Consider the following 22,570-nt stretch of genomic DNA (forward strand, 5'->3'; position numbering starts at 1 on the left):
ACATCTAGTACTAATTAGTAGTATAATTTCACTTATGGAGAGTGTTATGAATAATAAATCGTTAAAAACTTATGGAAAAAGAACTGATAAAGCTATGAAAACTGTTGTTAGATTAGAAAAAACAAGTTTACGAATAACAAATTTAACAATTAATTATTTATCTCAACATAATCTTACGTTTAATCAATTTAAAGTGTTAGAAGTTTTATACCATTTAGGTGATTTAAACATAAGTTCAATTACAAAATTGACTATGAGTACACCAGGGAATATTACTGTTGTTGTAAAGAATCTTAAAAGAGATGGTTGGATAACATCAATAAAAGATCCTAATGATAGTAGAGCTTCAATTTTGTCTATTACTCAAAAGGGTAAAGATATTATTGAAATTGTATTTCCAAATCATTCAAAAAACTTAACTAAAATAATGGAAGTTTTAAATGATGAAGAACTTAATACTTTATATGATTTGTTGAATAAGGTTTATAAAGCAAATTGATATTTTTTTGCTTTATTTATACTAATTAGTAATATATACAAAAGGATAAAAAATGAAATTTTTAAAATTAGCGTTAGTTTCAGTAGTAACTTCAAGTGCATTGTTTGCAGGAACATATGATGTGGATGCAAGTCATTCAAATGTAGGATTCAAAGTAAAACACTTAATGATTTCAAATGTAAGTGGAAAATTTGACGACTTTAGTGGAAAATTTGAATATGACGAAAAGACTAAAAAATTAAAAAGTTTAGAAGGGAAAGTAAATGTATCTTCAATAAATACTGAAGATGAAAAAAGAGATGCACACTTAAAAGCAGCTGATTTTTTTGATGAAGCAAATCACCCTACTTTAACTTTTAAATTAGACAAAGTTGAAAAAGATGTAGCTTATGGAAAATTAACTATAAGAGGAATCACTAAAGATGTTAAACTTGATTTAGAAAATAACGGAACAGCAGTTGATCCATGGGGAAATAAAAGAGTTGGTTTAGCCTTATCAGGGAAAATCAATAGAACAGATTTTGGTCTTAACTGGAACAAAGCTTTAGAAACAGGTGGTGTATTAGTTGATGAAACTGTAAAAATAAATGTTGAAGTGGAAGGAATTTTAGCTAAATAATTTAGCTAAAATCTAAATATTATGTACCCTACACTATTTATTTCACATGGTGCTCCAAATATAATTTTAAGTGATTCTAAATCAAAAAGAAATTTTCAAAAGTTTGGGCTTACTTTAAAAGTACCAAAATATATAATAATTGTATCAGCACATTATGTTACAAGAGATTTAAAAATTATTAGCCCTGATACAAATAAAATAATGTATGATTTTTATGGTTTTGAAGATGAATTGTATAAAGTTAAGTATGAAATAAATAGTGATAGAAATTTAACAAATAATTTAATTGAAAAATTAAAAGATGAAAATATAAATATAACAATTGATGAAAATAGAAAAAGTTATGACCATGGAGTTTGGAATGTTTTGGCACTTTTATATGAAAAATTAGATATTCCAGTATTGCAACTTAGTGTACCAATATCATATTCAGCTTCGCAGTTGATGAACTTAGGTGAAAAATTAAAAATATTTAAAGATGATGCAATGATAATTTTTAGTGGAGGAGTAACTCATAACTTAGGTGATATGAGTTATAGCAATAGTCCAAAACAATATGCAAAAGAGTTTAATGAAAAGATAAAAGATATTATAGAAAATGCTAATACAAGTAATTTGTTAAATATAACATCGGATAACAATTTTTATAAAAACCATCCTTCAAGTGAGCATTTTTTACCTTTATTTATAGCTTATGGAAATGCTATTAATAAATGTGGAAAATCGTTTAATAGTGAGATGTCATATTCAAATATCTCAATGGAAAGTTTTATTTTTGATGAAACTAAATAATTTATAAAGGATTAAAAATGGTATTAATTTTTGTAGCAAGTTTAAATGAAAATATGAGCCTTGCAAATATGATAAAAGGTAAATTTGACAGTAAAAATATAGATTCTAAAATAGTAAATCTTGTAGATTTAAATCTTCCTATGTATGATACTTTTAAAGAACAAAATGATGGAATACCTAAAGTTGCAATAGATTTAGCAAAACAAATGGAAGAAGCGACTGCTTATGTTTTTATTTCACCAGAGTACAATTTTGGTGTACCACCAGTTTTAGTAAATACAATAGCATGGATTTCAAGAATAGGAGATGATTTTAGAAAATTATTTACTTTGAAAAAAATCCAACTCGCAACTCATTCAGGAAGTGGTGGACAAGATTTATTAAACTCTTTACGAAGCCAATTTACAAGACTTGGTGCAGTTGTAATGCCAAGAGAAATTATTGCAACTTATGAAAAAAAATGTAAAGAAGATAGTTTGGAGAGAATCCTTTCTCAATTTGAAACTTTCATAAAGGAGTAACTATGTTAAGAAAACTTCCAAAAGAAAATATGGGAAAATCAAATCTTGGTTGGTTGCAAAGTCGTTTTCACTTTAGTTTTGCAGAATATAGAAATCCAAATAATATACATTTTGGAGTTTTAAGAGTATTAAATGATGATATTATTCACCCAAGAACTGGATTTGACACACATCCTCACGAAAATATGGAGATTATTACTTATATTGTTGATGGAGAAATAACTCATAAAGATTCAATGGGAAATAGTGAAACTTTAAAAAGAGGTGAAGTTCAATATTTAAGTGCTGGAGATGGTATATATCATAGTGAAAAAAATGAGAGTGATAAATATCTAAGAAGTTTACAAATTTGGATATTTCCTCCACAAAAAAGTCTTCCAAGACTTTATGGTTCATATAAATATAAAAAAGAAGAAAGAGATAATAAATTTTTAAATGTTGTATCTTCACAAAATGGAAATAGTAAAATAAAAATTTACCAAGATATAAATATTTATGTAAGTGAATTTGATAAAACTCAAGAGTTTGAAATCCAAGAAGATAGACAAGTTTATTTTGTGCAAATTGAAGGAAAATCAGAAATAAATGGAGTTATTTTAGAAGATGGAGATGCAATGGAGATAGTTGATGAGAAAAAATTAATTATAAATCCACTTTCTAAAAGTCATATTTTATTTATAGAGATGCAAAAGAAATAAACATATAAATAAAATTAAACTATACTATCGTTTAAAATATAGTTTAGGTTAGTTTAAATGAGTACAAAAATCCTCCTAAATGGAGCAGGAAGAATAGGAAAAGCTGTTTTAAAACAGCTTTTAGAAAACAAAGATTTTGAAGTTGTTGCTATAAATGAAATAAATCCATACATTGAAAATATAGTTTATTCTATAAACTATGATTCAACTTATGGTAAGTTTGAAGATAAATTTAAAATAGTTGAAAATAGCTATATACAAAACTCTAAATCAAAAATAAAAATTTTAAATTGTAACTCTTTGCTTGATATTGATTTAAAAGATATTGATATTATCATCGATGCGAGTGGTAAAAAAGAGGATGTAAAACTTTTAGAAAAACTTCCAGTAAAATCTATATTTTTAACTCATCCAAATATAAATGCTCATATAAACCTAATTTTAGGAGCAAATGAAGATAAGTTAGATATAAAAAAGCATAAAATTATCTCTACAAGTTCGTGCAATGCAACTGCACTTCTTCCTGCTTTAAAACTGCTTGATGATAAAAAAGAGATAATTTGTGGAGATATTGTAACTATTCATCCACTACTTAATCATCAAAGAGTTTTAGATGGTAACTATGTAGGAAGTGCTACTAGAGATATTGATTTAAACTTTGAATTTGGAAGAAGTTCAACTCAAAATATAATTCCAAGTCGTACTACAACAATAAAAGCTTGTTCTTATGTACTTCCTAAATTTAATACTGAACTGATATCTTCAAATTCATTGCGAGTTCCAACAGATACAGTTGGAGCAATAAATGTAACACTTTTCACAAAACTTTCTTCAACAAAAGATGAAATTGTAGATATTTTTAAAGAGTTTGAAAAGAATCAAGAATTTCCAATTATTTTAAATAATTTTGAACCTTTAGTTTCAAGTGATTTTAAAAAAGAAAAACATACAACTATAATTGACCATAGATATTTAGAAGTTAAAAATAATATGATAAAACTTCTACTTTGGTATGATAATGAATGGGGATATGCTTCTAAAGTTGTGGAGATTTTAAATTACTATTTAAAAAACATTAAATAGTAGATAGTTTTTTCCATTTTCTTAATCTTCCTTGTGCATTTAGGTACGGAGAAGATGTGTTGAACTGTATCATTCTTCCCAACGTCCACTTTTCATACCAAGCAACATCATAAAGTTCTTTATTTGATTTATTTTCTATTAGAGTTAAAATATCTTCAACTTTTTTGTCTAGTTTCTCTTTTAGAGTATTGAAATCATCATCTTTATAATCTTCATAAAATTTTTGTGCAAGTTTTCCTAGCTGATTCCATTTATAACCTGTTTCTGGAAAATCAACTTTTTCATTATTATCTTGTTTTATATTCCATTTTAAGACCAATTCTTGCCAACCAAGAAGATATGATAAAAGATTGTTTATAGACATAAAAGTACCTTTTGAATGTCCTTCTAAATCTTTTTTAGTAGTTAATTCAAGAGGTATATTTTCTAACTCTTTTTTGAGTTTATTGTAGTTTTTATTTATAGCATTTAGTAGTTCTTCTTTATTTGTTGGAACTGCCATAAATTTATTTTATAAAGTATCTAAAATTCTTAGATAAACTCTACTTTTTTCTCACCTGATTTTAATTCACCAATTATATAACCATCAGTATTAGCTAAAATATCATCAACATTTGAAGGATTTACAACTAGTACCATTCCAACACCCATATTAAATGTTCTATACATCTCTTCAAGTTCTACGTGTTTTCCCATAAATTCAAAGATTGGTAAAACTTTGATTTTATTTCTTTCAACTACTGCTGTTAGATTTTCTGGTAGTACTCTTGGTAAATTTTCAGTAATTCCACCACCAGTTATATGAGCTAAAGCATTTATTTTGTCTTTATTTGCTTTGAATTCTTTTACATAAATTCTTGTTGGTTCAAGTAAAACATCTTTTAGTTTTTTACCTTGGAAATCATCTTCTAAACTCATTCCTAATTTTTCAAGTAAAAGTTTTCTAACAAGTGAAAAACCATTTGAGTGAACACCAGAACTAGGAAGTGCAATCAAAATATCACCAGCTTGTACTTTTGAGATTCTATCAAGTTCATCTTTTTCAGCTATCCCTACACAAAAACCAGCTAAATCAAAATCACCCTCTTTATACATTCCTGGCATTTCAGCAGTTTCTCCACCAATCAATGCACACTCACTTCTTATACAACCTTCTGCAATTCCTTTTACTACTTGAGTTGCTTCTTCAACTTCAAGTTTTGCTGTTGCATAATAATCAAGGAAAAATAATGGCTCTCCAAAGTTACAAAGTAAATCATTTGTACACATAGCAACTAAATCTATTCCTACTGAATCAAACTTCTTTGCATCAATTGCGAGTTTTAATTTTGTACCAACACCATCTGTTCCAGCTAAAATAACAGGTTTTTTATATCCACTTGGTAACTCAAAAGCTCCAGCAAAAGAGCCAATTCCTCCAAGAACTCCAGGGATCATTGTTGATTTTACATAAGGCTTGATATTCTCTACGAATTGATTTCCTGCATCTATATCAACTCCTGCATCTTTGTAACTAACTGTTGCCATTATTCACCTTTTAATATTTTTCTTTTTATATATGGGTAATATTATAGCAAATGGTTTATAAATTTTTATGTTATACTTTTTATATGAATGAAAATATATTTAAAAATGCAATAGCACTAACAGGTGGAATTTCAACTGGGAAAAGCACAGTTTGTAATCTTCTAAAACTTCATGGATTTTTGATAATTGATGCTGATAAAATAGCACATAAACTATTAGATGAAAATAGTTCTAAGATAAAAGAACTTTTTGGTGAAAAGTATGTGGATAATGGAAAAGTATTAAGAAAAGAGTTAGGTAAAATAATTTTTTCAAATGAAGCAAATAAATTAAAACTAGAAGCCCTACTTCATCCTCTAATCAAAGAAGAAATCATAAAAGAATCCAAAGTTTTTGAAGAACAAAATAAACCATATATTATAGATATTCCACTATTTTTTGAAAAAATGAACTATCCAATTCCTAAATCTTTGGTTATTTATACTCCAAAAGATTTACAAATTCAAAGGCTTATGAAAAGGGATAATATAGATGAAAAAGAAGCAAAGTTAAAAATATCAAATCAAATGGATATTGAAGAAAAAAAAGAATTAGCTGATTTTATAATAGATAACTCAAAAGATTTAAAGCATCTACAAAATGAAGTTCAAAATTTTGTAACAAAGATTTTAATTTAGCACCTTAAAGGTATAGCGGAACTACTCCGCTACATTTATATCCACTCCTTGTTTTAAGAGTTCATCTTGTCGAACTCTTAAATAATCTAAATAACTATTAGGATACTGTACATAATGTTTTCCACTAACATATCTTAAAACTTCTTTAAAATGAAATGAAAACAATAAAGCATCAATTGTAGATATTAATTTTCCATCATCATACAATAACACTGCTGGTCGATAATCAAGATTTATTTTTTCAACAAAATTTTTAGGAGATATTTTTTCACCAGTTGGTAATATTATTTCTTTACTACTTAATCTTACTACTGTATATTTAGAAAACTCTTCTTTAACATCTTTATTTGTCAATACTTTATCGTGGAAATGCTCACATTGAACACAACTTTTATCTTCAATTATAACTGCAACAGGAGTTTTTAAATTTGATAAATCATCTAAAGATTTAAACATTTTATTTTCTTTAAAACTATAAATCTCTTTTTTATCAACTTTACTTAAATATGTTGCTAAATCCATTTTATGATAGATTTTAGCTTGTACATATTCTACAATATTTTGAAAATCGGCTGGATTTCTGTATCCATTTACTTTTGCAACTATATTTTTATTTTCTCCAAAAATTAAAACTGTTGGACTATACTGAATTTTTAACTTTTCAGTTAATTCTTTTTCTGTTAAAATATCTCCATCTATCCAAGTAACTTCTTTACTTCCTTTTACATTTAATTCTATTACATCAAAATTTTCTTTGATAAATTTACTAGTTTTATTGTCATCAACAAAATTTTCTTTCAACATTTTTGCACAATAAGGACAACCTTCAAAATCCAAAAATATCATAAAATGTTTGTCATTTTCTGTTGCTTCTTCAATATCATCTGATATTTCCAAAAAACTATCTTTAAACCATTTTGGTACTTCATGATTTGATGCACCTAAAACTTTTCCTTCTTTTGCACTTAAATTTGTAGTAAAAAATAGTGTCGTTAAAAGGAAAATAATAATTCTTTTTAATCTATTTTTCATAAGCAATCCTTATTTATAAAGTTTAAATATATTTTATATAAAAATTGATAAGGATAACCATAAATAGGCTTTCTTATTAATATTTTTGTTTAAATTTTAGCTTTTTTTACACATATTTAAGAAATAAATATAATTTGTAGGAGTATAATAATTAAAATGTCGCGAAGGATAAAATTATGAAAGAAAAAAATGAGTTTTTAGATAAAACTCCTTATAGATATAGAAGATATATCGGTTATATAAGTGCTACTATATTTGCTTTAGTTATACCATTTATTCAAATAAATGGAAATCAATTATTTTTACTATCATTTGATAAAAAACAGCTTCATCTTTTAGGAACTGCTTTTGATATGCAAGAATTATATTTGATGCCATTTTTATTGATGCTTCTGTTTTTAGGAATTTTTGCTGCTACTTCAATTGGTGGTCGTGCATGGTGTGGTTGGGCCTGTCCACAAACAATATTTAGGGTAATTTATAGAGATTTAATAGAATCAAAACTTTTAAGTTTAAGAAGAATTAAAAATAAACAAAAAAATCCAGATTTAAGTAAAACAGAAAATAAAGTAAAAAAAGTTATTGGTCTTATTTTATGGACTATTTTATCGCTTCTTGCTGCTTCAAATTTTATGTGGTATTTCGTCCCACCACAGGATTTCTTCTCTTATTTACAAAATCCTAGCGAACATCTATTTTTAATTGGTTTTGTTTTATGTATTGCTGGGTTTTTAATATATGATGTAGTTATGCTAAAAGAGGATTTTTGTATATACATCTGTCCTTATTCAAGAGTTCAAAGCGTTTTATATGATAATAACACATATCAAGCAATCTATTCTACAAATAGAGGTGGAAATATATACAATGAGAATAAAGAAAAAGTTGTATTTAAAGTAAAAGATCTACCAAGTGTAGAAAATGAATGTACAGCCTGTGAATCTTGTGTGACTGTTTGCCCAACACATATTGATATTCGAAAAGGACTTCAACTTGAGTGTATAAACTGTCTTGAATGTGTTGATGCTTGTACTCAAGTTATGGGGAAACTTGGTAAGCCTTCACTTGTTCAATGGTCAAGTACAAATCAAGTAAAACTTGATACTCCTACAAAAGTTGTAAGAAAAACAACTGTTATGTATTTTGTAGCTTTAGCTTTAGTAATAGGATTGCTATTTGTAATGAGTGGAGAAAAAGAGTATATGCTTTTAAATGTAAATAAAGATACAGAACTTTATAAAATAAAAGAAGATAATGTGGTTGCAAACAACTATTTATTGTTATTCCAAAATACAGAGTCAAAACCTTTAACTTACCACTTAGAAGTTGATAATCCTGATTTAAAAATGACAAGATTTGAACCATTTACTTTAAGCCCTGGGAAAATGGCTAAAAAAGTTGTTATACTTGAAACTAATAAACTTTTAGTAAATGATAATACAAAAGATACTCCTATTAATATTACATTTAAAGCTTATGCACAAGAAGACCCAGAAAAAGTAAAAGTATTTAGAAATGCAACATTCTTCTTCCCAAGAGCAGACAAACTTCAAAAATAAAGATAAAGTGCAAAAGCACTCTATCTTTAAATTGCTTATCAACTAAATTTAGATAAAATCACAGCTTATATATTTTAAAAATTTATTATTATCTTGGAGTATTTGTAATGACAAAATTCATTTTTGTAACGGGTGGTGTTTTAAGTTCTTTAGGAAAAGGTATAACTTCTGCTTCTATTGCAGCTATATTAAAACAGTCTGGATTTAAAGTAAGTATGTTAAAAATTGACCCGTACCTAAATGTTGACCCAGGAACTATGAGTCCCTTAGAGCATGGAGAAGTTTTCGTAACTGCTGATGGTGCAGAAACAGATTTAGACTTAGGAAATTATGAGAGATTTATAGATAAAACTCTAACTAAAAAAAATAGTTTTACAACTGGGCAAGTTTATCAAAGTGTAATTAAAAGAGAAAGAGAAGGTGGATATTTGGGTAAAACTATCCAAGTTATTCCTCATGTTGTTGATGAGATAAAAGATAGAGTTTTTGCAGCTGCTGATGATAATGACTTTTTAATCATAGAAATTGGTGGAACAGTCGGAGATATAGAAAGTTTACCATTTTTGGAAGCTATTCGCTCAATTAGACATGAACTACCAAAAACAAATACTATGAATATTCATGTTAGTTTAATTCCTTATATAAAAGCTGCTGGTGAACTTAAAACAAAACCAACTCAACACTCTGTTCAAGAGTTAAGAAGAATTGGTATAACACCTCATATGTTAGTTTGTAGAACTGAAAAAGAACTTCCAAAAGCATTAAAAGATAAATTGGCATTATCTTGTGATATTGATAGAAATGCAGTAATAGAAGCTGGAGATGCACAATCAATTTATCAAGTTCCACTTCATTTTATAAAAGAAGGGATTTTAAATCCTCTTTCAAATCATTTTAATATTAAAATAAAACCAAATATGGAAAAATGGGATATGTTAGTAAAAAATATCCTAGTTCCACAAGATGAAGTTACTATTGCTTTTGTTGGAAAATATTTAGGACTTAAAGAGTCATATAAATCTCTTATTGAAGCATTAATTCACGCAGGAGCTCATCTTAATACAAAAATAAACATTCATTGGTGTGATAGTGAAAATATAGAAGATTTAGGTGCTTATGAAGTAATTGGAAATGTTGATGCAATTTTAGTTGCTGGTGGATTTGGGCAAAGAGGTGTTGAAGGTAAACTAAAAGCTATTCAATATGCAAGAGAAAACAATATTACATTCTTAGGAATTTGTCTTGGAATGCAACTATCAATCATTGAATTTGCTAGAAATGTTTTAAAAATTGAAGATGCAAACTCAATAGAGTTTAATGAAAATACAAAAAATCCTATAATTTATCTAATTGATGAATTTATAGACCAAAGTGGTCATAAACAATTAAGAACTCATGAATCACCAATGGGTGGGACTATGAGATTGGGAGAATATCCATTTGAACCACTAAAAGGTTCAAAACTTCAAAAGGCCTATGGATCTGAAAAAGAGTATTTTGAAAGACATAGACATAGATATGAAGCAAATCCTAAATATAAAGAAGCTTTAGAAAAAGCTGGCATGATAATATCTGGAGAATCAAACGGTCTTATTGAAGCAGTTGAATTAAAAGACCATCCTTGGTTTGTAGGAGTTCAATTTCATCCAGAATTTACTTCTCATTTGGAAACTCCAAATCCAATAATTTTAGATTTTATTAAACAGGCCAATACTCCTAAATAATGCCTAAAATAACTAAACAAAAGCTTTTTGAAATATTGAATGCAAGGCATTTGAATAATCCTTATTCAAAACTTGCATCTTTACCCTCTCCAAACAATTTTAAAGATATTGATATTGCTACCAAAAGAGTCAAATTAGCCATCGAAAGTAATGAACAAATAACAATAGTTGGGGATTATGATGTTGATGGTGTAGTATCTACAACAATAGTTATAGATTTCTTTTCACACTTAGGAGTAAAAGTAAATTATATAATTCCAAATAGATTTGAACACGGTTATGGATTATCTACTAAAATTGTAGATTTAATAGATAGTGGTTTAGTAATAACTGTAGACAATGGAATCAGTGCTTATGAAGCTAGTTTAAAATTAAAAGAAAAAAATATTGATTTAATCATAACAGACCATCATACAGTTGGTAACAAAGTTCCAATAGCTTTAGCAATAATAAATCCAAAACAAAAAGAGTGTAATTTCGAGTTTAAAGATATTTGTGGGGCCCAAGTCGCTTGGTATTTTTGTGCAGCAATAAAAAAAGAGTTAAATGCAAATGTTGATATGTCATCTTATTTGGATTTATTAACTTTAGCAATAATTGCCGATATTATGCCTATGACAAACCTAAATTATACTATGGTAAAACAAGGATTAAAAAAGTTAAAAAACTCTTCAAGAGAAGCATTTAAGCTTTTAAACCAAATAATCACAAAAGAAATTTTAGTATCTGATGATGTTGGATTTACAATAGCCCCAAAAATAAATAGTGCAGGTAGGATGGATGATGCTTCAATAGCTTTGGAATTTTTATTATCTAAAAATCAGTCAAATGCCTATGAAACTTTAGCTATTTTAGATGAGTTAAATAATTATCGAAAGACTTTACAAGAAGAGATAGTACAACAAGCCAAAAAACAAATTATTCACGATGAAAAAGCAGTTATAGTTTGGGGAGAAAAGTGGCACGAAGGAGTAATAGGAATAGTTGCTTCAAAGCTTTCAAACTCTCAAAAAAAACCAGCATTTATTTTTTCTATTGATAATGGTATCGCAAAAGGAAGTGCTAGAGCAAATTCAAATATAAATTTATATGAGTTAATAGAAAAAGCTTCTTCTTTACTGCTAGGTTTTGGTGGACATAAAAATGCTGCTGGATTATCTTTAAAATCTTCAAATTTAGAAGAATTTAAAAGCATCATAAATAACGAACTTGAAAAATTTGATGATACTTTACATAATGAATATATAACATTGGGTGAACTTGATGTTTCAAGTGTAGATTTGGATTTCTTATCTATTATTGAAGAGTTTGAACCTTATGGTCTTGAAAATGATAGACCAATATTTAATATCTCAAATGCAGAACTTTTAAAATATGACTTAATTGGAAAAGATAAAAATCATTTAAAACTTACATTAAGTAGTGATGGATTTGTATTTGAAGCATTAAAATTTTATGACTCAAATACAAATTTGTCAAAAAATCTAAATTTAATAGTATCAATTTCAAAAAATGAGTTTAGAGGAGTTATAACTCCATCATTTTTAATTCAAGAGATTTTATAAAACCAAAGGTTTATTAACTCTTTGCTTTAATTTTTCTTTTTTATCTCGTCCTTCATCTTGCCCTTCAAGAGCTAAAATCTCATCATCAAGGTCGGTTCTTGCAAAAGATGAGCTTAAGATATTACCATTGTTTATATCTATTAATTTTATAAAAAGATTTAAGCTCTTATTTGAAATAGAGTAAGTTCCAACTAAAGCATATCTTGATTGAACTTTGTTTGATAAAATTTTGCCATACTCTCTTGTAAGTAGATTAAATCCAGACGGTCCAAACTCAAACTCTTTTCCAAGTTCAATTTCTCTTATTATGATATCTAAAGATGATATTCTATCTTTTAAAATATTTGATAATAAAAAGCCTAACTGTGACCTATTTTCTAAATTATCTAAATTCACAAAATCAGAAACTAAAACAACTTCACCTAATCGTATATTTGCTTTTATTTTAGGAGCTGATTTATCAACCATATCAGAAATCATAGAATGAAAATTTGTAACTTTTGTTATAGGATTTTTATATGAGCAAGAGCTAAAAAAAAGGATCAAGATAACAAAGCTAAAAGCTATTCTTAAACCTTTTAAAGAAAAAAAGGGCATAAAATTATTTCTCTTTTATAATTTTAATCGTTCTCATTGGTGGACAATCACCAAACATCATACAATCATGTGCTAGGTTGTGTTTATATGTAGATCTTGCACTTGTTATAACTTTTCCAGTAATATTATCTATTACTCTAGCATTTAATATAACTCTTCCTTGTTGTCTTGAGTAAGTTCCTACAACAACGTAAGTGCTTGGTACTTCTTTTTTAATTTCGTGAGGTTTTCTTGATAAAAAATATTCACCTTTTTCATTGATAGAAATAGCCATTTGTCCTCTAAATTCTATTAAATTAAAGCCTCTATTTGATAACTCATCAATTAAGCTTTCACCTACAACTCTACCAAATTCTGAAGTAGTTTTAAACTGATCTAATCTTACAAAAGACGTTACAATAACAGGTTTTGTAGTATCTAATTTTTTATTTATCATCATTTGTGTAGCAAGAGAAGATATTGTTGCTTCTAAACTATTCTGAACTGTAACTCTTTCTTCTTTCATATTTGCAACACTCATCCCATCTGACATTCTTGATACTTTATCGTGTTCAGTTTGAACTTCTTTATCTTTGTAGTAGCATCCAGATAGAACCCCTAAAGAAATAGTTGTTAAAATAGCTAATTTTATGAACCCTTTAGACATTTTATAAATCCTCTTTATTAAATTCTTAAGATTTTATTTAAAAATTACTTACATATCCTTTATATAAGTTTAAATAAACCAATCTAATATATAATTTCAATAAAAAGGAGTTTTTATGGCAAAGATTCTAGTAGCAATTGCAAATGGTTTTGAAGAAATAGAAGCAGTAAGTATAATTGATATTGCAAGAAGAGCTGATATTGAAGTAACAATAGCAGGAGTTGAAGATATAAATCTTATTGGAGCCCATAATATACAAATTAAAGCTGATGTAAAAATAGAAGAAGTATCTACACAAAACTTTGATATGATAGTTTTACCAGGTGGTTTACCAAATGCTTTTACTCTAGCAGAAGATAAAAATGTTCAAAGACTTTTAAAAGAGTTTAAAAAAAATAATAAAAAAATAGGTGCTATTTGTGCGGCTCCTTATGCTTTACATAAAGCTGATGTTTTGGAAGGAAATTATACTTGTTATCCATCTTTTGAAAAAAAGATAAAAGATGATGGTTACTATGATGATAAAGATGTGGTTACTGATAACAATATAATAACTTCAAAAGGACCAGCAACTTCTATATTCTTTGCTTTAGAAATAGTTAAAACTTTAAAAGGTGAAGAAGTTTATAAAGCTATAAAAGATGGACTTTTAGCTTAAAAAAGTAGATTTTAAAAATCTACTTTTTTAATAAGCCTACAATCAAACTTTAGTTAAACTACAAACTAAAAAAATTTATAAAGATTTTAAAATATGTCAATACCACAATTTACACATCTTCATCTTCATACAGAGTATTCATTACTAGATGGTGCAAACAAAATAAAACCCTTAGCAAAAAAAATAAAAGCACTCGGAATGAAAAGTGTTGCAATGACTGACCATGGAAATATGTTTGGTGCAATAGATTTTTACAATGCTATGAAAACTGAAGGAATAAAGCCAATTATTGGAATGGAAGCCTATATTCACAATAGTGAAGATATAAGTGATAAAACAAATAGACAAAGATTTCACTTATGCTTATATGCAAAAAATGAAGTAGGGTACAAAAATCTTATGTATCTTAGTTCAAAAGCTTATATGGAAGGTTTTTACTACTATCCAAGAATAAATAAAAAGCTTTTAAAAGAAAATTCTGAAGGACTTATTTGTAGTGCTGCTTGTCTTCAAGGGGAAGTAAACTGGCATTTAAATACACAAAATGAAAGAAATGTAAAATTTGGTGCAAAAGGTTATGAAGAAGCAAAAAAAATAGCACTTGAATATAAAGAGATTTTTGGTGATGATTTTTATCTTGAAATTATGCGTCATGGAATAGGTGATCAGCATTTTATTGACGACCAAATCTTAAAAATTGCATACGAAACTGGAATAAAGATAGTTGCTACAAATGACACTCACTATTTAGAACAAAAAGATGCTGATGCACACGAAGCTTTTATGTGTATAGCGATGAATAAACTCTATGATGACCCAAACAGATTAAGACATAGTGTTCACGAATTTTATCTCAAATCTCCAGAACAAATTGCAAAACTTTATGCTGATATTCCAGAAGCCATCGAAAATACTCAAGAAATAGCTAATAAATGCGATTTAACTATAAAATTAGGAAATCCAACTCCACCAAATTTTAAATTTACAAGAGATAAATTAAAAGATTTAAACCTAAATATTCCTGAACCACAAAATGAATATTCACTTGAAAATGACAAAGTATTGTTTGGGTTTGAATGTAGAAATGGACTAGAAGAAAGATTAAAACTAGTTCCATTAGAAAAGCATGAAGAGTATAAAAATAGACTTGAAGTTGAAATAGAAATCATAAACAATATGAAATTCCCAGGATATATGTTAATTGTTTGGGATTTTGTTAGAGTTGCAAAAGAGATGGGAATTCCTGTTGGTCCAGGACGGGGAAGTGCTGCTGGAAGTTTAGTTGCATATAGTCTTAAAATCACAGATATTGACCCTATTCCTTATGGTTTGCTTTTTGAAAGATTCCTAAATCCTGAAAGGGTATCAATGCCCGATATTGATATGGACTTCTGTCAAAGCCGTCGTGGGGAAATTATTGATTATGTAGTTCAACAATACGGTCGTGCCAATGTTGCTCAAATCATAACTTTTGGTAAGCTTTTAGCAAAAGGAGTTATACGAGATGTTGCTAGAGTTTTAGATATGCCTTATGCAAAAGCTGATGCTATGGCAAAACTAATTCCAGATGAATTGGGTATAAATCTTACTTCTTCTTGGGAAAAAGAACCAAAAATAAAAGAGTTATGCGAAGCTGACCCACAAGCTGCAAGAGTTTGGGAATATGCACTTGCACTCGAAGGATTAAATAGAAATGCTGGAACTCACGCTGCGGGAGTTGTAATATCAAATGAACCACTTTGGAATAAAACACCTCTATTTAAACCAAGTGGACTTGATACTTTAGCTACTCAATATAATGGAAAATATATAGAAGATGTTGATTTAATTAAATTCGACTTTTTAGGACTTAAAACTTTAACTGTTATTGATGAAGCTATAAAATTAATAGAATCAAGACATAATAAAAAAATTGATTTTAAAACAATAGATGTAAATGATAAAGGTGTTTATGATTTAATCCAAACTGGAGATACTTTAGGACTATTTCAAATAGAATCTGATGGTATGCAAGATTTATGTAAAAGATTAAAACCATCAAATTTTGAGGATATTGTTGCCGTTCTTGCACTTTATAGACCAGGACCTATGGAATCAGGAATGCTTGATGACTTTATCGAAAGAAAACACGGACGAGCAAAAATTGACTATTTCCATGACGAACTAGAATCTGCTTTAAAACCCATTTTAGAAAATACTTATGGGGTTATAGTTTATCAAGAACAAGTTATGCAAATTGTTCAAAGTATTGGTGGTTTTTCTCTTGGTGGTGCTGACTTAGTGCGAAGAGCTATGGGTAAAAAAATCAAAGAAGAGATGGACAAGTTAAAAGATGAATTCTCTGTTGGAGCAGAGCAAAAAGGCTATACAAAAGCTTATGCTGAAGAACTTTTTGACTTAATTGTAAAATTTGCTGGATATGGATTTAATAAATCTCACTCGGCAGCTTATGCTTTAGTTACATTTTATACTTCATATTTAAAATGCTACTATCCAGCTGAATTTATGGCAGCACTTTTAACACTAGAAAAAGATAATACAGATAAAGTTGTAAGATATGTTGATGAAGTAAAAAGATTGCATTTAGACTTATTTCCACCAGATATAAATAAATCTGATATTGTATTTTCAGCAAAAAAAGTCGATGGAAAAGAAGTTGTAATGTTTGGAATGGGTGCCATCAAAGGTGCTGGAGATGTAGCAATAAATTCTATATTAAACTCAAGAAAAGATGGAGATTTTGAAAGCTTAGCAGATTTTATATCAAGAATAGATGGAAGTAAAGTAAACAAAAGAGTTATAGAAACTTTAGCAAAAGCTGGAGTATTTGATAGTTTTGGATACAAAAGAAGATCTATTATAAATCAAATAGAAAAAATTATGGATTGTGTTGCAAAAGCAACAACAGCTAAAAAAATGGCAACTGGTTCACTTTTTGGAGATAGTGCAGAACTTACAAAAATTGATGTTGAATTAGATGATTTAGAAGAATTTACTCCAAAAGAACTTTTAGAACTTGAAAAAGCTAGTTTGGGATTTTATGTATCAGGACATCCACTAGATGAATATAAAGATAAATTAGAAAAAATAAACTATACTCTATCATCAGCAATAGATGAATTAGCAGATGGAAGCCAAATATTAATAGTTGGAAAAGTAGAAACAATAACAGAAAAAATATCGAAAAAAGGTGCTAAATTTGGTATTGTTTCAATCCTTGACTACCACGGAACGGTTGAATTTATGCTATTTGAAGATAAACTAAAAGATTTAAGAGATAGCTTTGATTTAGAAGAACCAATAGCATTTAAAGTAAGAATTTCAAAAACAGAGCAATTTACTAGAATGAGTGTCTTAAAAATAGAAACTATTTTTGATGCACAAAAAGAGAAAGTAAAAATCAAACAAAAAGAGATAATAGAACCACCTTTAACTATTGCTATTCCATATAGTGAAGATGAAATTCTAATGCATGATTTATTTGATCTTGTAGCAAACAATCAAGGCAAAAGAGAACTAAAACTCCTAATAAAATCAAAATTAGCCGATTTAGAACTAGAAACTGGATTTAAAGTGAGTTCAGAGATTGAAAAATTAATACATACTATAAAAGGAGCATATATAGAAGATGTTTCAAATACTTCTAACAAATGATGATGGATATGATGCAGTAGGATTAAAAGCATTAATAGAAGCATTAAGTCCAATAGCAAGAGTTACTGTTGTAGCTCCAGCAAAAAATAAATCAGCTTGTGGGCATTCATTGACTTTAGATAGACCTCTTAGAATGATTTGTGTTCAAGATGATTTTTATAAAATAGACGATGCAACACCAACAGATTGTGTTTATATATCAGTAGGTAACCTTTTTAAAGATGGTTACAAACCAGATTTGGTAATCAGTGGTATAAATATTGGTGCGAATATGGGAGAAGATATTACATATAGTGGAACTTGTAGTGCTGCAATGGAAGCAGTTTTACATGGAATTCCTGCTATTGCTATATCTCAAGTATGTAAAAATATGTGTCAAGGCATAGAAAATGGTTGGGATTTTGAACTAGCAAAACAAACTATTTCAAAACTTGCAACTAAAATTTTAGAAGGCTCTTTCCCATTAGATGAAAGAAAGTTTTTAAATGTTAATATTCCGCCAATTAAAGCAAAAGATTGCAAAGGTTTTAAAATCACAAAAGCTGGTTTTAGAGAGTATGGAAATGACACAGATAGACATCTAAATCCAAGAGGTGAAGAGTTCTATTGGATTGGGCTTCATCCACTTATTTGGAAAAGTAGTGATGATAAATCTTGTGATTTTGAAGCAATAAAAGAAAACTATGTTTCAATAAGCCCGATAATGCTTGATATGACATCGCATAGTGATATAAAAAATTTAGAAAATTGGTTAAACAATTAAAAGGAAAATATCGTGAATTTTGAAAATTCAATAAAAAAACACATAGTAAAACTTGTAGGAACTTTAAAAGATGAAGAAGAACTACAAGAAGTTCTAAAAAGAAAATTTACAAAAAGAGAGTATAAAACTTTTGTAGCTTTTGAAGAAGGTAAATCAATAGAGGAAATAAAAGCTATTTTAAAAGAAGAAGATACTCAAGAAATAGAAAAACTATATCAAACTTCTATCAAAAAGCTAAATCAAGAGATATTTAAAAGGGAATTAGTAGATTTTTAAAATCTACTAAAGCACCATTTTTATATCACTATGTTCACCCAAAAGTCTAAAAAGCTCTTTTCTATCATCTTCATTGTGAACTAACATCTCCAAAGTATAGCTTTTAAACTTACCTTTTGAGCTAGTTTTTGATGGTTTTAGATTATGTTCCCGCTCCAATATTATCTCTTTTACAGATTTTTTTATATTACAAGTTTCTAAAACTACAAGTTTATATTCCCAACTACAAGGATAATCTAGTTCTAGTTGTTTATCATTCAAATTTATCATCTTTTAAAATCTCCACTTTTTCCACCACTTTTACTCTCCAACTGAATATCAGAGATAATCATTGATTTATCAATAGCTTTTACCATATCATAAATAGTAAGAAGTCCTATACTAACACCTGTTAAAGCTTCCATTTCAACACCTGTTTGTCCATTCAATTTTGCTGTAACAAAAAGTTTAAAACTATTTTCTGCTTGATTTTCTTCAATATCACAGTTTATCCCACTCAAAAGTAAAGGATGGCACATAGGTATCAACTCATGAGTTTTCTTTGTACCCATAATCGAAGCAATAACAGCTGTTTGTAGAACTGGTCCTTTTTTAATATTGTTCGATATTATAGCTTCATAAGCCTCTTTAGACATAGTTATTTTACCACTTGCAACAGCAACTCTTTTTGTCTCATTTTTATCTGAAACATCTACCATTTTTGGACGATTATTCTCATCAAGATGTGTTAAATTCAAAATATCACCTTTTTTATATTTATAAATTATTCTATTGAAATTTGGGTTAAATAGGAATTAAGAATTTTTTAAATATAATCGAATCCTAAATTTAAAAAGAAAGAGGGTGATTTTAGTGCCAGGCATTAAAGTTAAAGATAATGAATCTTTTGACGAAGCGTATAGAAGATTTAAAAAGCAATGTGACAGAAACCTAATCGTTACTGAAACTAGAGCTAGAAGATATTTTGAACCAATGACTGAAATCAGAAAAAAACAAAAAATTTCTGCTAGAAAGAAAATGCTTAAAAAATTATATATGCTTAGAAGATACGAATCAAGATTGTAAGAGATTTGTTATTTCCAAGAAAAAGCCCAGTTCCTTTGAATTGGGCTTTTTTTATTTCTAAAAAAAGGTAAATTATGGAAATATTTGTATTTTTATCAGTATTAATACTTGCTTTAATTGTTTTTATATTTATAATCTATACTCTTATAGATGTAGTAAGAAATGAATTTGAAACAAATACTATCAAAATAATATGGGTCCTCATCATAATACTTTTTGCTCCTCCTCTTGGAAGTATTTTGTATTTTTTAGTGGGAAGACAACAAAAAATAAAAAAAGATTTTTAGCATTATATACCCTTAAGTATGAGTTCCAAAGTAAAAAGGAAAGTATATTTTTTATCGAAATTTTAATCTCAAAATTAAATAAATACTTTGAAACCCATGCCTAAAAGTATAAAGAGAGCAAAAACTCTCTTTATTATAATTTCTTAAAACTCCATTTTCATAGAAAATGCAACAGTTCTAGAATCACCTAACATCGAACTACTTGTCCAATAAACTTCGTCAGTTAGATTTTGTACATTTAGATTAAAAGTTGTAGGATATTTATCTAACTTAGTTTTATATCTTAAACCTGCATCATATAAAGTATAACTTGGTATTACATCAGTATTTGCTTCGTCTGCATAACTTTTACCAGTATAATATGCTCCTCCAGTAATTGTTAAACCTTGAATCATAGGAATATTATATTCTGCTGAAATTTTAGCCATTTTTGATGCAGCTTCCTTTGGTTTTTTATCTTTAAATGCAGGATTTGTAACTTTTTCTAAACTTAAATCCATCAAAGTTCCACCAGCAATCACTGTAAAATCATCTGTTACTTTTCCAGTAATTCCAAGTTCAATTCCTTGATGTATTTCTTCTCCATCTTGAGTTAAAGTTGGTTTTGGAGTAGTATCAACTTCAAGTTGATTTGCTCTTTCTATTCGGAATATTGCTCCATTTAATAAAACTTTTTCATTTAAACTATATTTTACACCAATCTCATATTGTTTACTTTTATATGGATTTAAAATTTCACCTTCATTTATATATCTATTTCCAACAGTAGTTCCAGCTTCTAAACTTTCAATATATGTAGCATATGTTGTAAGACTTTCAAAAGGTTTATATATAAGAGATAAAGTTGGAGTTAATTTAGATTCATCATACTTTGTATTGAATGAATAACTATTATCTATTATTGTTGCATAATTTGCTCCAACTAATGCACTCCATTGATCATTAAAAGTTATATCATCTCCTAATAAAATATTATTATATTGTGTTTTTGTAAATGGATCACGAGATGTTGTTCCTAATGTTCCAAGACTACTCCAATCTGGTTCAGATAAATTTATAATATCATTAAAATAAAAATCATTTGGCAATTTGTAAAAAATAGTATGGTCATTACTTCTAAATCTTTTACTTATATTTGTAGAATATCCTATAGTTAAATTATGATTAATATCAAAAGTATCAAAGTTTGAATCTAAATAAACATTTGCACCATAATTTTTAATATCTTGCCATGAACCTTTACTTACATATGTTCCCCAATAAGGCGTTGCAATAACCATATCATTATTAATTTCTATATTTAAGTTATCCCCTCTTGATTTCATCTTTCCATACATTAAATTAGTTCTCAATGTAAATGTGTCATTTATATTCCATTTTATATTATTTTCTATTTTATTTAATTTTAATTCTTCTTCTATCCAATCAGGTGTATAACTTTTATTTTTTGAAATAATTGTTCTATCACTTATATCACTGAAAAATACACTTTTCCCATTTCTTAGTGAATTTTTATATGTATATTCTATATCTGTATAGAAATTATCTGTTGGTTTCCAATCAAATACTAAACTAATTGCTTTTTGTTCAGTATCAGTTTCAGAAGGTAGTTTTCCATTTTGATATAAAGCATTTACTCTATACCCAAAAGTATTATTTTGATCAAATTGTCCACCTAAATCTAAATGCGTATAGTATGATTCATTTCCATAGCTTCCAATTGTAACATTTCTTAAATCTTTTGTTGTTGGTTTTTTAGTTATATAATTAACTGCTCCACCAACTCTCCCTCCACCATATAAAAATCCAGTTGCTCCACTGATGATTTCAACTCTTTCTATATCTTGAATCATTGGAGCACTTACATATTCATTAGAATAAGGAATACCATTTATAATTGGATTATTTGTCTGAAATCCACGAATAGTCACCCATGAAGAATCTCCTAAGCCAGTAAGCCATTGTCCAGTTTCTTGAGTAGTTGGATTCATTTTAAATATCTGATTCATATCTTTTGCTTGTACATTTTCGATAAGTTCTTGAGGTATTACACTCATAGAATATGGTGTATCTTGTAAACTTCTTTTACCCCAAAGTCCAACACCAGTTATATTTTCTACTAAATATCCATTTTCAGCACTTCCATTTTTATAATTAGAACTAGAAACAGAAATTTCATCTAGGACAGTAGTATTACCAAAGTTTTGATATTTTGGTTTTTCTATTATATATATTACACCATCTTCTTGAATAGCTTTTAATTCATTTGGATTTAGTACACTATTTAAACTATCTAATACCGTACCCCCCCCCGAAACTTAACTTTTC

The 22,570-nt window shown here is 27.9% G+C and carries 24 protein-coding genes; 16 read left to right on the forward strand and 8 right to left on the reverse strand.

Features of this window, described 5'->3' with window-relative positions; genetic code table 11:
- Nucleotides 1–46 precede the first annotated feature (46 nt).
- From CRU91_RS08720 to CRU91_RS08745, 6 genes are read left to right on the forward strand one after another with little or no spacing between them, the layout of a single operon-like run.
- The gene (locus CRU91_RS08720) at nt 47–499 is read left to right on the forward strand and encodes a MarR family winged helix-turn-helix transcriptional regulator (RefSeq protein ID WP_113894837.1); all 453 of its coding nucleotides are present in this window, start codon (nt 47–49) and stop codon (nt 497–499) included.
- 52 nt (nt 500–551) lie between these two features.
- Nucleotides 552–1,118: a YceI family protein gene (locus CRU91_RS08725; RefSeq protein WP_113894838.1), complete on the forward strand. Its 567-nt coding sequence runs from the start codon at nt 552–554 to the stop codon at nt 1,116–1,118.
- A 21-nt stretch (nt 1,119–1,139) separates the two neighbouring features.
- Nucleotides 1,140–1,910, forward strand: coding sequence for a DODA-type extradiol aromatic ring-opening family dioxygenase (locus CRU91_RS08730; protein WP_113894839.1), 771 nt, complete (start codon nt 1,140–1,142; stop codon nt 1,908–1,910).
- 17 nt (nt 1,911–1,927) lie between these two features.
- Nucleotides 1,928–2,431, forward strand: a complete 504-nt coding sequence (locus tag CRU91_RS08735; RefSeq protein WP_113894840.1) for an NADPH-dependent FMN reductase — start codon at nt 1,928–1,930, stop codon at nt 2,429–2,431.
- 2 nt (nt 2,432–2,433) lie between these two features.
- Nucleotides 2,434–3,129, forward strand: a complete 696-nt coding sequence (locus CRU91_RS08740; protein ID WP_113894841.1) for a pirin family protein — start codon at nt 2,434–2,436, stop codon at nt 3,127–3,129.
- 57 nt (nt 3,130–3,186) lie between these two features.
- Nucleotides 3,187–4,212: a glyceraldehyde 3-phosphate dehydrogenase NAD-binding domain-containing protein gene (locus tag CRU91_RS08745; RefSeq protein ID WP_113894842.1), complete on the forward strand. Its 1,026-nt coding sequence runs from the start codon at nt 3,187–3,189 to the stop codon at nt 4,210–4,212.
- On the opposite strand, the gene CRU91_RS08750 is transcribed toward CRU91_RS08745, so the two are convergent.
- Both CRU91_RS08750 and purM read right to left on the reverse strand, forming a co-directional pair.
- A complete protein-coding gene (locus tag CRU91_RS08750) occupies nt 4,205–4,714 on the reverse strand; it encodes a ClbS/DfsB family four-helix bundle protein (RefSeq protein ID WP_113894843.1) in 510 nt (169 codons plus the stop codon). The two genes, CRU91_RS08745 and CRU91_RS08750, sit on opposite strands and share 8 nt — an antisense overlap.
- A gap of 29 nt (nt 4,715–4,743) precedes the next feature.
- Entirely contained in the window at nt 4,744–5,739 is a 996-nt protein-coding gene (purM, locus tag CRU91_RS08755; protein WP_113894844.1) for a phosphoribosylformylglycinamidine cyclo-ligase, read from the reverse strand.
- An 83-nt stretch (nt 5,740–5,822) separates the two neighbouring features.
- Between purM and coaE the strand changes: the two genes are divergently transcribed.
- The gene (gene coaE, locus CRU91_RS08760; protein WP_113894866.1) at nt 5,823–6,416 is read left to right on the forward strand and encodes a dephospho-CoA kinase; all 594 of its coding nucleotides are present in this window, start codon (nt 5,823–5,825) and stop codon (nt 6,414–6,416) included.
- Nucleotides 6,417–6,437: 21 nt separating this feature from the next.
- Here coaE and CRU91_RS08765 read toward each other — a convergent pair whose 3' ends face one another.
- Nucleotides 6,438–7,448 (reverse strand): thioredoxin fold domain-containing protein, encoded by a 1,011-nt coding sequence (locus CRU91_RS08765; RefSeq protein WP_113894845.1) that lies wholly within the window; start codon nt 7,446–7,448, stop codon nt 6,438–6,440.
- Between the two features lie 176 nt (nt 7,449–7,624).
- On the opposite strand from CRU91_RS08765, the gene ccoG reads away from it, so the two are divergent.
- The 3 genes from ccoG to recJ all read left to right on the forward strand — a co-directional run bounded on the left by ccoG (nt 7,625) and on the right by recJ (nt 12,296).
- Entirely contained in the window at nt 7,625–9,007 is a 1,383-nt protein-coding gene (gene ccoG, locus CRU91_RS08770; protein WP_113894846.1) for a cytochrome c oxidase accessory protein CcoG, read from the forward strand.
- A 107-nt stretch (nt 9,008–9,114) separates the two neighbouring features.
- Complete coding sequence (locus CRU91_RS08775; protein WP_113894847.1) at nt 9,115–10,731, forward strand: CTP synthase; 1,617 nt, start codon at nt 9,115–9,117, stop codon at nt 10,729–10,731.
- Nucleotides 10,731–12,296: a single-stranded-DNA-specific exonuclease RecJ gene (gene recJ, locus CRU91_RS08780; RefSeq protein ID WP_113894848.1), complete on the forward strand. Its 1,566-nt coding sequence runs from the start codon at nt 10,731–10,733 to the stop codon at nt 12,294–12,296. Before CRU91_RS08775 ends, recJ begins: the two co-directional genes overlap by 1 nt.
- Here the strand turns inward: recJ and CRU91_RS08785 are convergent.
- Complete coding sequence (locus CRU91_RS08785; RefSeq protein WP_222718438.1) at nt 12,291–12,893, reverse strand: FlgO family outer membrane protein; 603 nt, start codon at nt 12,891–12,893, stop codon at nt 12,291–12,293. The genes recJ and CRU91_RS08785 overlap by 6 nt on opposite strands.
- 4 nt (nt 12,894–12,897) lie before the next feature.
- Complete coding sequence (locus CRU91_RS08790) at nt 12,898–13,539, reverse strand: FlgO family outer membrane protein (RefSeq protein ID WP_113894849.1); 642 nt, start codon at nt 13,537–13,539, stop codon at nt 12,898–12,900.
- 115 nt (nt 13,540–13,654) lie between these two features.
- Between CRU91_RS08790 and CRU91_RS08795 the strand changes: the two genes are divergently transcribed.
- From CRU91_RS08795 to CRU91_RS08810, 4 genes are all read left to right on the forward strand, one after another.
- Nucleotides 13,655–14,197: a DJ-1 family glyoxalase III gene (locus tag CRU91_RS08795; RefSeq protein WP_113894850.1), complete on the forward strand. Its 543-nt coding sequence runs from the start codon at nt 13,655–13,657 to the stop codon at nt 14,195–14,197.
- Between the two features lie 93 nt (nt 14,198–14,290).
- The gene (dnaE, locus tag CRU91_RS08800) at nt 14,291–17,851 is read left to right on the forward strand and encodes a DNA polymerase III subunit alpha (RefSeq protein WP_113894851.1); all 3,561 of its coding nucleotides are present in this window, start codon (nt 14,291–14,293) and stop codon (nt 17,849–17,851) included.
- A complete protein-coding gene (gene surE, locus CRU91_RS08805; protein WP_113894852.1) occupies nt 17,826–18,614 on the forward strand; it encodes a 5'/3'-nucleotidase SurE in 789 nt (262 codons plus the stop codon). Before dnaE ends, surE begins: the two co-directional genes overlap by 26 nt.
- Nucleotides 18,615–18,626: 12 nt before the next feature.
- Nucleotides 18,627–18,890 carry a hypothetical protein gene (locus CRU91_RS08810; RefSeq protein ID WP_113894853.1) on the forward strand — a complete coding sequence of 88 codons (264 nt, stop codon included), beginning with the start codon at nt 18,627–18,629 and terminating at the stop codon, nt 18,888–18,890.
- 6 nt (nt 18,891–18,896) lie between these two features.
- Here the strand turns inward: CRU91_RS08810 and CRU91_RS08815 are convergent, their stop codons facing one another.
- Complete coding sequence (locus CRU91_RS08815) at nt 18,897–19,160, reverse strand: HP0495 family protein (RefSeq protein WP_113894854.1); 264 nt, start codon at nt 19,158–19,160, stop codon at nt 18,897–18,899.
- Entirely contained in the window at nt 19,157–19,627 is a 471-nt protein-coding gene (moaC, locus tag CRU91_RS08820) for a cyclic pyranopterin monophosphate synthase MoaC (RefSeq protein ID WP_113894855.1), read from the reverse strand. The genes CRU91_RS08815 and moaC overlap by 4 nt, the downstream gene beginning before the upstream one ends.
- 115 nt (nt 19,628–19,742) lie before the next feature.
- Between moaC and rpsU the strand changes: the two genes are divergently transcribed.
- Nucleotides 19,743–19,955, forward strand: coding sequence for a 30S ribosomal protein S21 (gene rpsU / locus CRU91_RS08825; protein WP_004511155.1), 213 nt, complete (start codon nt 19,743–19,745; stop codon nt 19,953–19,955).
- 74 nt (nt 19,956–20,029) lie between these two features.
- Nucleotides 20,030–20,242: a PLDc N-terminal domain-containing protein gene (locus CRU91_RS08830; protein ID WP_113894856.1), complete on the forward strand. Its 213-nt coding sequence runs from the start codon at nt 20,030–20,032 to the stop codon at nt 20,240–20,242.
- Between the two features lie 143 nt (nt 20,243–20,385).
- On the opposite strand, the gene CRU91_RS08835 is transcribed toward CRU91_RS08830, so the two are convergent.
- Nucleotides 20,386–22,494 (reverse strand): TonB-dependent siderophore receptor, encoded by a 2,109-nt coding sequence (locus CRU91_RS08835; RefSeq protein WP_328587271.1) that lies wholly within the window; start codon nt 22,492–22,494, stop codon nt 20,386–20,388.
- Nucleotides 22,495–22,570: the final 76 nt, after the last annotated feature.

The sequence above is a fragment of the Aliarcobacter vitoriensis genome (genome assembly GCF_003316695.1).
Lineage (GTDB): Bacteria > Campylobacterota > Campylobacteria > Campylobacterales > Arcobacteraceae > Aliarcobacter > Aliarcobacter vitoriensis.

Coding starts and splice junctions, on each gene's coding strand:
- CRU91_RS08720 (WP_113894837.1), top strand. CDS start 47: ATGAATAATAAATCGTTAAAAACTTATGGAAAAAGAACTGATAAAGCT.
- CRU91_RS08725 (WP_113894838.1), top strand. CDS start 552: ATGAAATTTTTAAAATTAGCGTTAGTTTCAGTAGTAACTTCAAGTGCA.
- CRU91_RS08730 (WP_113894839.1), top strand. CDS start 1,140: ATGTACCCTACACTATTTATTTCACATGGTGCTCCAAATATAATTTTA.
- CRU91_RS08735 (WP_113894840.1), top strand. CDS start 1,928: ATGGTATTAATTTTTGTAGCAAGTTTAAATGAAAATATGAGCCTTGCA.
- CRU91_RS08740 (WP_113894841.1), top strand. CDS start 2,434: ATGTTAAGAAAACTTCCAAAAGAAAATATGGGAAAATCAAATCTTGGT.
- CRU91_RS08745 (WP_113894842.1), top strand. CDS start 3,187: ATGAGTACAAAAATCCTCCTAAATGGAGCAGGAAGAATAGGAAAAGCT.
- CRU91_RS08750 (WP_113894843.1), bottom strand. CDS start 4,714: ATGGCAGTTCCAACAAATAAAGAAGAACTACTAAATGCTATAAATAAA.
- purM (WP_113894844.1), bottom strand. CDS start 5,739: ATGGCAACAGTTAGTTACAAAGATGCAGGAGTTGATATAGATGCAGGA.
- coaE (WP_113894866.1), top strand. CDS start 5,823: ATGAATGAAAATATATTTAAAAATGCAATAGCACTAACAGGTGGAATT.
- CRU91_RS08765 (WP_113894845.1), bottom strand. CDS start 7,448: ATGAAAAATAGATTAAAAAGAATTATTATTTTCCTTTTAACGACACTA.
- ccoG (WP_113894846.1), top strand. CDS start 7,625: ATGAAAGAAAAAAATGAGTTTTTAGATAAAACTCCTTATAGATATAGA.
- CRU91_RS08775 (WP_113894847.1), top strand. CDS start 9,115: ATGACAAAATTCATTTTTGTAACGGGTGGTGTTTTAAGTTCTTTAGGA.
- recJ (WP_113894848.1), top strand. CDS start 10,731: ATGCCTAAAATAACTAAACAAAAGCTTTTTGAAATATTGAATGCAAGG.
- CRU91_RS08785 (WP_222718438.1), bottom strand. CDS start 12,893: ATGCCCTTTTTTTCTTTAAAAGGTTTAAGAATAGCTTTTAGCTTTGTT.
- CRU91_RS08790 (WP_113894849.1), bottom strand. CDS start 13,539: ATGTCTAAAGGGTTCATAAAATTAGCTATTTTAACAACTATTTCTTTA.
- CRU91_RS08795 (WP_113894850.1), top strand. CDS start 13,655: ATGGCAAAGATTCTAGTAGCAATTGCAAATGGTTTTGAAGAAATAGAA.
- dnaE (WP_113894851.1), top strand. CDS start 14,291: ATGTCAATACCACAATTTACACATCTTCATCTTCATACAGAGTATTCA.
- surE (WP_113894852.1), top strand. CDS start 17,826: ATGTTTCAAATACTTCTAACAAATGATGATGGATATGATGCAGTAGGA.
- CRU91_RS08815 (WP_113894854.1), bottom strand. CDS start 19,160: ATGATAAATTTGAATGATAAACAACTAGAACTAGATTATCCTTGTAGT.
- CRU91_RS08830 (WP_113894856.1), top strand. CDS start 20,030: ATGGAAATATTTGTATTTTTATCAGTATTAATACTTGCTTTAATTGTT.